This is a genomic window from Bacillus sp. J14TS2, from assembly GCF_018333015.1.
In the GTDB taxonomy this organism is placed as follows: Bacteria; Bacillota; Bacilli; order Bacillales; family Bacillaceae_C; genus Lederbergia.
Window position 1 is genome coordinate 79,507 of record NZ_BORE01000019.1, and the last position, 8,922, is coordinate 88,428.

The window sequence follows — 8,922 nt, forward strand, 5'->3', positions numbered from 1 at the left end:
TTAATAATTCTCCTGTAATGTAAAGTATGGGCTGTTTTTCTCGTACTCTAAATGGGCCCCTGTTAAAACTTGAACAAATTCAATATTAATCGGGCGATTTTTTAAAGAGAATCTTACCTCTTGTTCGCTGGTCGATTCTAAATATAAGGTCTTTGTTTTTTCCCGAACGGGCATTTCTTTAAGCTCTTCTTGAAAATAAACTTTAAAAATCATTTTTTCCTCTCCTTATTGCATTTCTTTGTTTTTATGCTTATGAATTTATAAAATTCTAGCTTGTGAATGAATTCTAACTTTCTGTTTCAACATCTAGCCCCGAGAGAATCGCAGAGTGTGAGTACAGCGATGAAGACATGCAGACATGGCGACTTAGCCGATGTTTTATGAAATAACCTGAGCCAATAAAAGTCAAAATCAGACCTTCACAGAGCATAGTAACGGACACCTTAGCTTCAATTAATAATAAAGAATAAGCCCTCCTAATTTCAGAGGGGCTTGATTAAAAGGTGGATAGAAGTCAAGCGATCGTTTTCTTTCTTAATAAGTCTTTCCACTGTTTTAAAAGCTTTTTCTTGAGCTTTTTCAACATTGTGGTTCACTCCCTAATTCTATTTTAACCGATTAAAGCCGAAAGTAAAAGTAACTTATCTAGGAGAAGTCCTTTTTTGTGCAATTTATATAAAATTATTATATGCTTTTGGTGAAAATCTATCAGTATTACACCAAGGAAAAAAATGGAGGATCTAAGAAATGAGCAAAATAGTCTTTTTTGATATCGATGGAACTTTGTTGGATGATCATAAAGAATTACCTAAATCTACTAGAGAGGCAATTACAGCATTACAGAAGAGTGGCGTGAATACTGCACTAGCAACAGGAAGAGCGCCGTTTATGGTAGAACCACTCTTAAAAGAATTAAATATGAAATCATATGTAAGTTTTAATGGGCAATTTGTTATGTTTAACGGAAATGTCATTTACGAAAATCCATTACATCCAGAAAATCTTAGTAAGTTGGAAAAGGAGGCAAGCAAGAACGGACATCCGATTGTTTATATGAATCGTTCAACCCTCAAAGCAAATGTAGATTATGATCAACGAATTGAAGAAAGTTTAGGGACTTTACATTTGGGGCACCCACAATTTCATACAGATTTCTATTGGCAAACGACTATTTATCAAGCTCTCCTTTTTGTCAATCAAGCAGAAGAAGGGTATACAGCTCATTTTAATGAATTTGATTTTATTAGATGGCATGAAAATGCAGTTGATGTAATCCCAAAAGGCGGCTCGAAAGCAAAAGGCATACAAAAACTTATAGAGAAATTAGGTATTGAGATGGAAAATGTCTATGCCTTTGGAGATAGTTTAAATGACATTGAAATGTTGCAAACGGTCGGTACAGGAGTAGCGATGGGGAATGCATTAGAAAATGTGAAGGATGTTGCAGACGTTGTGACAACGAGTGTGGATCAGGATGGCATAGCGAACGGCTTAAAAAAGATTGGTTTGCTCTAGTAGAGGATTCAAAAGGATCAAAGGCAAATTCTCGACAACAATTGCGATGCCTTTCTGATCGCCGCGGTAAAATGACACTGTGGGGAAATGATCTTCGACTAAATGCTGACATGTCCTGTGGACGTTTGATGTCAGCGTAGTCACCGACTAGGTCCCGCCAGTAGCAATGAGTGAAGCTTTGAGTACCTAGGGGCAGAACCTTTACCAAATAAAAACCCCTTCACCAAAGATATATCTTCATCTTTGATGAAAGGGGGATTATCGCTCTATCGGAATTGCTCCCTCAGGAGCTACTAATGGATTGTCTTGATCAATATGGTCATAAAACATAATACCATTTAAATGGTCTAATTCATGTTGAAAAACGATTGCAGGCATTCCTTTTAAGCGTAGTTTAATATCTCGTTCTTGATCGATATCATAGCCTTTCAAGGTAATGCGTGCGTGTCGCAGTACATAACCAGGAACATCACGATCAACAGATAGACAGCCTTCTCCAGCAGTCAAATAAGACTTTTCGACAGAATGGCTGATAATTTTAGGATTGATTAAAGAATAAAAATATTCTTTTCCATCCTCTTCCTCAAGGCGAACCGCGATCATTCTTTTAGAGACATTGATTTGTGGAGCAGCAAGTCCGACTCCAGCACGCAAATCATACTTTTCGCTTATTTCTGGATCCTGACTGTTTATTAAAAACTGTTGCATTTCTTTTAAAATGCGGATTTCTTCTTGTGATGGAGGCATTTTGATTTCTTGTGCGGTCTCTCTTAAAACCGGATGACCCTCTCTCACAATATCTTTCATTTGAATCATAAAACCAATTCCCCCCAATTTGGTCGAAAAAATAGTAAGAAAAGCGCAAGCACCAAATTTTATCCCGTGATTAACCGGCAGTAAGACCCTCACTTCAAGAATTCGAGGTAAAAATGAGAATTGTAAGTGGAGGGACAACTGAAAGTCAAATACCCGATTGGTTCAGGCCTGCAGAACTCAGGTCACAAAGGCGTAGTGACGTATAGGATGTACTAGTGCAGACGAAGCGACAGAGCGTCGCGTTTGAGTCTGCCAACAGGATGTTACGATTTTTAGCCTTTGCTCCTTAACCATTCAGTGATGGATAGAACCACCCACTGAATGAAATTTCACTTTATACTTTATCTTTTATTAAAACACATAAATTAATCTTATTTATTCTCAAGAAAGTTGTCAAATTCTAGTTATAAGGGTATAGTTTTAATGGAAGATGTTAGGAGGGTTTTGATGAAGAAACTGATTACTTTTCTGGCCATTGGTTTGGTAGCTGCTATGGTTGCAGCATGCTCATCAGCTGAAGAAAATGTTTATAAAATTATCGAGGATGCGGCTTCAGAAGAAAACGCTTTTGAAAAGCAGCAAAAACCAATGAACAAATTAGAATCGGATGAAAAAGCATTGTTTGATGAAATTATGGAACTTGGAATGAAAGAGTTTGATCAAATTCAAAAATTGTCTGATGAGGCATTGTCGAATTTAGACGAACGCGAAAAACTCATAAAAAAAGAAAGCGAAGCTCTTGAAAAGTCCAAAGAAGAATTTCAGAAGGCAAAAACGGAATTGGACAAAATAAAAGATGAGAAGTTAAAAGCAGATGCACAGCAGTTAGCAGAGGTTATGGATGCTCGTTACAGTGCTTATGACACACTCAACTCAGCCTATCTTACAGGTATATCTGAAGATAAGAAGATCTATGAATTATTGAAAGATGAAGAGTTGTCTATGGAAAAACTCGAGGAACAAATTGAGATTTCTAACAGTGCTTATGAAAAAGTTCGAGAGGCGAATGATACATTCAATGATAAAACTGAAGAATTTAATGAGAAAAAACTAGATTTCTATGACAAAGCAGGATTTGACATTACGACTGACAGCGAAGAATAACAGGAAACGATTGACGTATTCCTGTTTTTTAACTTGCAATGGCTCCTGTTATAGGAAATCAAAAATATATATAACAGTAATCTAGAATGTTATAATACAGTTTATCAATATAGTATTTCGAACTTTTATGTTTTGGGCAGATTTATTGACTCAATATGTGTTTTCATGTAAACTAAAAATCGTAAAAAGTTGTTTTGTTTTTTTGCGAAATGGATTAATACAGTTTGTTTTACAGCATATTTATCATTTTTTGTTATTCTTTACAAAAATGTGGAAAACTTAAACTAAGAAATGAGCTTAAAATGCGTTAAATGCTGTCTTAATGATAATAATTAATCTTTTAATCCATTCCAAAATATCAATATAGAAAGGATAGGTGGCTTCAATGGCTTCAAAGAAAGCTCAATTCGATGCTGAAAAGACGCTCGAAAAAATTGAAAGTCAATTTGAGATTGTCCAGGTTTTAAATGAAAAAGGCGAGGTTGTAGATAAAGACTTAATGCCTGATTTGTCTGATGAGCAATTAGAAGAATTAATGCGCCGTATGGTGTATACAAGAATTCTCGATCAAAGAAGCATTTCTCTTAATAGACAAGGACGACTCGGGTTCTATGCTCCAACTGCAGGTCAAGAAGCATCCCAAATTGCTTCTCATTTTGCTTTAGAAAAAGATGATTATATTTTACCTGGTTATCGTGATGTACCACAAATTATTTGGCATGGTTTGCCATTATATAAAGCTTTCCTATTCTCCAGAGGCCATTTTGCAGGAAATCAAATGCCTGAAGGTGTTCGTGTCACTTCTCCACAAATTATTATTGGAGCACAATATGTACAGACCGCTGGGATAGCATTAGGAATGAAAAAACGCAACAAAAAGACTGTGGCAGTTACATACACAGGGGATGGCGGAACATCTCAAGGGGATTTCTATGAAGGAATGAACTTTGCTGGGGCGTTTGGTGCACCTGCAATTTTTATCGTGCAAAATAATCAATATGCGATTTCTACCCCACGCGAAGCACAAACGGCTGCTAAAACTCTTGCTCAGAAGGCTGTTTCTGTTGGGATTCCAGGCGTTCTAGTAGACGGAATGGATCCACTAGCTGTTTATGCAGTGGTGAAAGAAGCGAGAGATCGTGCTGTCAACGGTGGAGGTCCGACTCTTATTGAGACACTTTGTTACAGATATGGTCCTCATACTATGGCGGGTGATGATCCTACACGCTATCGTACTTCAGATACGGATAATGAGTGGGAGAAAAAGGATCCACTTGTGAGACTTCGTCTTTTCCTTAATGAAAAAGGAATTTGGAATGAGGAAAAAGAAAATAAAGTGATCGAACAGGCGAAGGAAGAAATCAAAGAGGCGATTAAAAAAGCGGATGAAACTCCAAAACAAAAGGTAACAGACCTAATTTCAAATATGTTTGAGGAATTACCAAATAATTTGCAGGAGCAATATGAAATTTATAAAGAGAAGGAGTCGAAGTAAGCCATGGCGCAAATGACAATGATTCAAGCTATCACGGATGCGCTTCGTACCGAATTGCGCAACGACGAAAATGTACTTGTGTTCGGTGAAGATGTTGGCGTGAATGGCGGTGTATTCCGTGCAACTGAAGGACTTCAGAAAGAATTTGGTGAAGATCGAGTATTTGATACACCACTTGCTGAGTCGGGGATTGGCGGTCTTTCGATTGGCTTAGCAGAAGAAGGTTTTCGACCTGTACCTGAAATTCAATTTTTCGGTTTTATATATGAAGTAATGGATTCTGTGAATGGACAAATGGCGAGATGGAGATACCGTTCTGGTAATACGAAGCATGCACCTATTACAATTCGTTCACCTTTTGGTGGTGGAGTACACACACCAGAATTGCATGCTGACAGTCTTGAAGGCTTAATGGCACAACAACCTGGATTAAAAGTCGTGATCCCATCAACTCCTTATGAAGCGAAAGGTTTGTTGATCTCTGCGATTCGCGATAACGACCCAGTTATTTTCTTGGAGCATATGAAATTGTATCGTTCCTTCCGTCAAGAAGTTCCAGAGGAAGAATATACAATTCCACTTGGAAAAGCCGAAGTAAAGCGTGAAGGTTCTGATTTAACGATTGTGACTTACGGAGCAATGGTTCATGAATCTTTGAAAGCAGCAGAAGAACTTGAAAAAGAAGGACATTCTGTTGAAGTAGTTGATTTAAGAACAATTAGCCCAATTGATGTGGAAACAATCATTGCCTCTGTTGAAAAGACAAATCGTGCAATTGTTGTTCAAGAGGCACAAAAACAAGCTGGAATTGCTGCCAATGTGGTGTCGGAAATTACAGAGAGGGCTATTCTTAGTCTTGAGGCACCTGTTTTAAGAGTAACGTCTCCTGATACTGTTTTTCCATTCTCACAAGCTGAGGCTGTTTGGTTGCCAAATCACAAAGATATTATGGAAACAGCGAAAAAGGTACTAGACTTTTAATAACAAAAAGCATGTTTGCTGGAAATAAATGATTCCACCTGTTGTTTAAACAAATCAACAATGTATTCTTGTTTCCAAAATAAATTTATATTTGAATAAAGAATTAACAGGAGGGTGAAGACCATGTCATTTGAATTTAAGATGCCAGACATCGGTGAAGGAATTCACGAAGGCGATATCGTTAAATGGTTTATAAAGCCTGGTGACAAAATCGAGGAAGATGATACGCTTTGTGAAGTTCAAAACGACAAAGCAGTAGTTGAGATTCCTTCTCCTGTCGCAGGAACGGTAGAAGAAATTTTTGTCGAAGAAGGACAAACTGCAACAGTTGGCCAAGCTTTAATTAAGTTTGATGCTCCAGGTTATGAAGATCTTCAATTTAAAGGAGAGCATGGCGAAGAGAAAACGGAAGCTGATGTACAGTCTACTGCAGAAGCTGGTCAAGATGTGAAAAAGGCAGAAGTCCAAGCTGAAGTAGAAGCTGAACAAAATGCTGAATCAACAGGTGCTGGATCTCAAGCGGAAGTGGATGTAGATCCCAACAAACGTGTGATTGCGATGCCATCAGTTAGAAAATACGCACGTGAAAAAGGTGTTAACATTCAGCAAGTGAATGGTACTGGTAAGAATAGCCGAGTGCTAAAAGAAGATGTTGATACCTTCTTACAAGGTGGAGCTGCAGAAGCGAAACAAACAGAAGCTCCAGCTAAAGATGAGAAGACAAATGCGGCAACTGTAGCCACTCCAGAGGGTGAATACCCTGAAACACGCGAAAAAATGAGTGGTATCCGTAAAGCTATTGCTAAAGCGATGGTGAATTCGAAGCATACAGCTCCTCATGTTACATTGATGGATGAAATTGATGTAACGAAGCTTGTTGCTCATCGGAAGAAATTCAAAGCCGTTGCTGCTGAGAAGGATATTAAGCTTACCTTCTTGCCATACGTCGTCAAAGCACTTGTAAGTGCTCTTCGTGAATATCCAGCATTTAATACTTCACTTGATGAAGAGGCTGGAGAAATTATTAATAAGCATTATTATAATATCGGAATTGCTGCTGATACTGACAGAGGTTTATTAGTACCAGTTGTGAAACATGCTGATGCGAAATCTATCTTCAATATTTCACAAGAAATTAATGAATTAGCTGTGAAAGCAAGAGATGGAAAATTAGCTCCTAATGAAATGAAAGGTGCTTCTTGCACAATTTCTAATATTGGTTCTGCTGGTGGTCAGTGGTTTACACCTGTTATTAATCAGCCAGAAGTCGCGATTCTTGGTATTGGCCGTATTGCAGAAAAACCAGTTGTTCAAGATGGAGAAATTATTGCGGCACCAGTGTTAGCTCTATCATTAAGCTTTGACCATAGAATGATTGATGGGGCAACAGCTCAAAATGCACTTAACCATATTAAACGATTATTAAACGATCCTGAACTTTTATTAATGGAGGGGTAAGAAATGGTAGTAGGAGATTTTCCGATTGAAACAGATACAATTGTCATTGGAGCAGGTCCAGGTGGGTATGTAGCGGCAATTCGTGCCGCTCAACTTGGCCAAAAAGTAACTATCGTGGAAAAGGGAAATCTTGGTGGGGTTTGTTTAAATATAGGATGTATTCCTTCTAAGGCCTTGATTTCTGCTTCTCACCGTTATGAGAATGCGTTAGAATCTGAAGAATTTGGAATCAAAACTGAAAAGGTCAGCCTTGATTTTTCCAAGCTTCAGGAATGGAAAGGCAGCGTAGTAAACAAACTTACGAGTGGTGTAGAAGGGTTGCTAAAAGGCAATAAAGTTGAAATTGTTAAAGGAGAAGCCTATTTCGTTGATGACCATAACATCCGTGTAATGGACGAAAAATCAGCGCAAACCTATACCTTTAAGAATGCTATTATTGCTACAGGATCACATCCAATTGAACTACCTACATTTAAGTTCTCTGATCGTGTTCTTGATTCTACTGGGGTTTTGAATCTTAAAGAATTACCTGAAAAGCTGGTTGTCATTGGCGGCGGCTATGTTGGTACTGAGCTTGGTACTGCCTATGCTAATCTTGGAACTGAAGTGACCATTCTTGAAGGTGCAGATGATATTCTAAGTGGCTTTGAAAAACAAATGACATCACTTGTTAAGCGCGGTCTGAAAAAGAAAAAAGTTGACGTCGTAACAAAAGCTATGGCTAAGGGCGTTGAAGAAGCAAAAGACGGTGTGAAGGTTACGTATGAAGCTGGAGGCAAAGAGGAAGTAGCAGAAGCAGATTATGTGCTTGTAACAGTTGGACGTAAGCCAAACACGGATGAACTTGGTCTTGAGCAAGTAGGCGTTAAACTAGATGATCGAGGATTGATTGAAGTAGATAAACAATGCCGCACTACTGTGAATAATATTTATGCGATTGGCGATATTGTTCCAGGACTACCATTGGCTCATAAAGCTTCTTATGAAGGTAAAATTGCTGCAGAAGCTATTTCTGGGCAACCTTCTGAAGTTGACTATCTTGGTATGCCTGCAGTTGTATTCTCTGAACCTGAGCTTGCAACTGTTGGTTACACTGAGAAACAAGCAAAGGATGAAGGCATTGACATAAAAGCTGCTAAATTTCCTTTCGCTGCTAGCGGTAGAGCACTATCTCTTAACAGCACAGAGGGCTTTATGAAATTAATTACTCGTAAAGAGGACGGTTTGGTCATTGGTGCACAAATTGCAGGATCTAATGCTTCTGATATGATTTCAGAACTAAGTCTAGCGATTGAAGCTGGCATGACTGCTGAGGATATTGCGATGACTATTCATGCACATCCTACTTTGGGAGAAATCACAATGGAAGCAGCAGAAGTAGCTTTAGGCACTCCTATTCATATTATGTAATAAATAAAATTTCTAAAGGAGCTGTCGCAAAATGCATGATATGCATTTGATGACAGCTCTTTTTTCTATGTTAGGATATTTCTTTTTGAGATTCACTATCTTATTGTTGGTGATAAAAAGAAATTGTTCGTTTTTTGGCGCAC

8 protein-coding genes are annotated in these 8,922 nt (G+C 38.2%); 6 read left to right on the top strand and 2 right to left on the bottom strand.

What is annotated here, in order from left to right:
- Positions 1–213 carry a DNA-dependent RNA polymerase subunit epsilon gene (locus KI375_RS23065; RefSeq protein ID WP_212975740.1) on the bottom strand — a complete coding sequence of 71 codons (213 nt, stop codon included), beginning with the start codon at positions 211–213 and terminating at the stop codon, positions 1–3.
- A 534-nt stretch (positions 214–747) separates the two neighbouring features.
- Here KI375_RS23065 and KI375_RS23070 point away from each other — a divergent pair.
- The gene (locus KI375_RS23070; protein WP_212975741.1) at positions 748–1,515 is read left to right on the top strand and encodes a Cof-type HAD-IIB family hydrolase; all 768 of its coding nucleotides are present in this window, start codon (positions 748–750) and stop codon (positions 1,513–1,515) included.
- A gap of 258 nt (positions 1,516–1,773) precedes the next feature.
- On the opposite strand, the gene def is transcribed toward KI375_RS23070, so the two are convergent.
- Complete coding sequence (gene def, locus KI375_RS23075) at positions 1,774–2,331, bottom strand: peptide deformylase (protein WP_212975742.1); 558 nt, start codon at positions 2,329–2,331, stop codon at positions 1,774–1,776.
- A 447-nt stretch (positions 2,332–2,778) separates the two neighbouring features.
- Here def and KI375_RS23080 point away from each other — a divergent pair, with 447 nt between their 5' ends.
- The 5 genes from KI375_RS23080 to lpdA all read left to right on the top strand — a co-directional run bounded on the left by KI375_RS23080 (position 2,779) and on the right by lpdA (position 8,779).
- Positions 2,779–3,435 (top strand): YkyA family protein, encoded by a 657-nt coding sequence (locus KI375_RS23080; RefSeq protein ID WP_212975743.1) that lies wholly within the window; start codon positions 2,779–2,781, stop codon positions 3,433–3,435.
- A 385-nt stretch (positions 3,436–3,820) separates the two neighbouring features.
- Positions 3,821–4,930 carry a pyruvate dehydrogenase (acetyl-transferring) E1 component subunit alpha gene (gene pdhA / locus KI375_RS23085; RefSeq protein WP_212975744.1) on the top strand — a complete coding sequence of 370 codons (1,110 nt, stop codon included), beginning with the start codon at positions 3,821–3,823 and terminating at the stop codon, positions 4,928–4,930.
- Between the two features lie 3 nt (positions 4,931–4,933).
- The gene (locus tag KI375_RS23090; RefSeq protein ID WP_207452008.1) at positions 4,934–5,911 is read left to right on the top strand and encodes an alpha-ketoacid dehydrogenase subunit beta; all 978 of its coding nucleotides are present in this window, start codon (positions 4,934–4,936) and stop codon (positions 5,909–5,911) included.
- A 123-nt stretch (positions 5,912–6,034) separates the two neighbouring features.
- Entirely contained in the window at positions 6,035–7,369 is a 1,335-nt protein-coding gene (locus KI375_RS23095; protein WP_212975745.1) for a dihydrolipoamide acetyltransferase family protein, read from the top strand.
- A gap of 3 nt (positions 7,370–7,372) precedes the next feature.
- Complete coding sequence (lpdA, locus tag KI375_RS23100; protein ID WP_212975746.1) at positions 7,373–8,779, top strand: dihydrolipoyl dehydrogenase; 1,407 nt, start codon at positions 7,373–7,375, stop codon at positions 8,777–8,779.
- Positions 8,780–8,922: the final 143 nt, after the last annotated feature.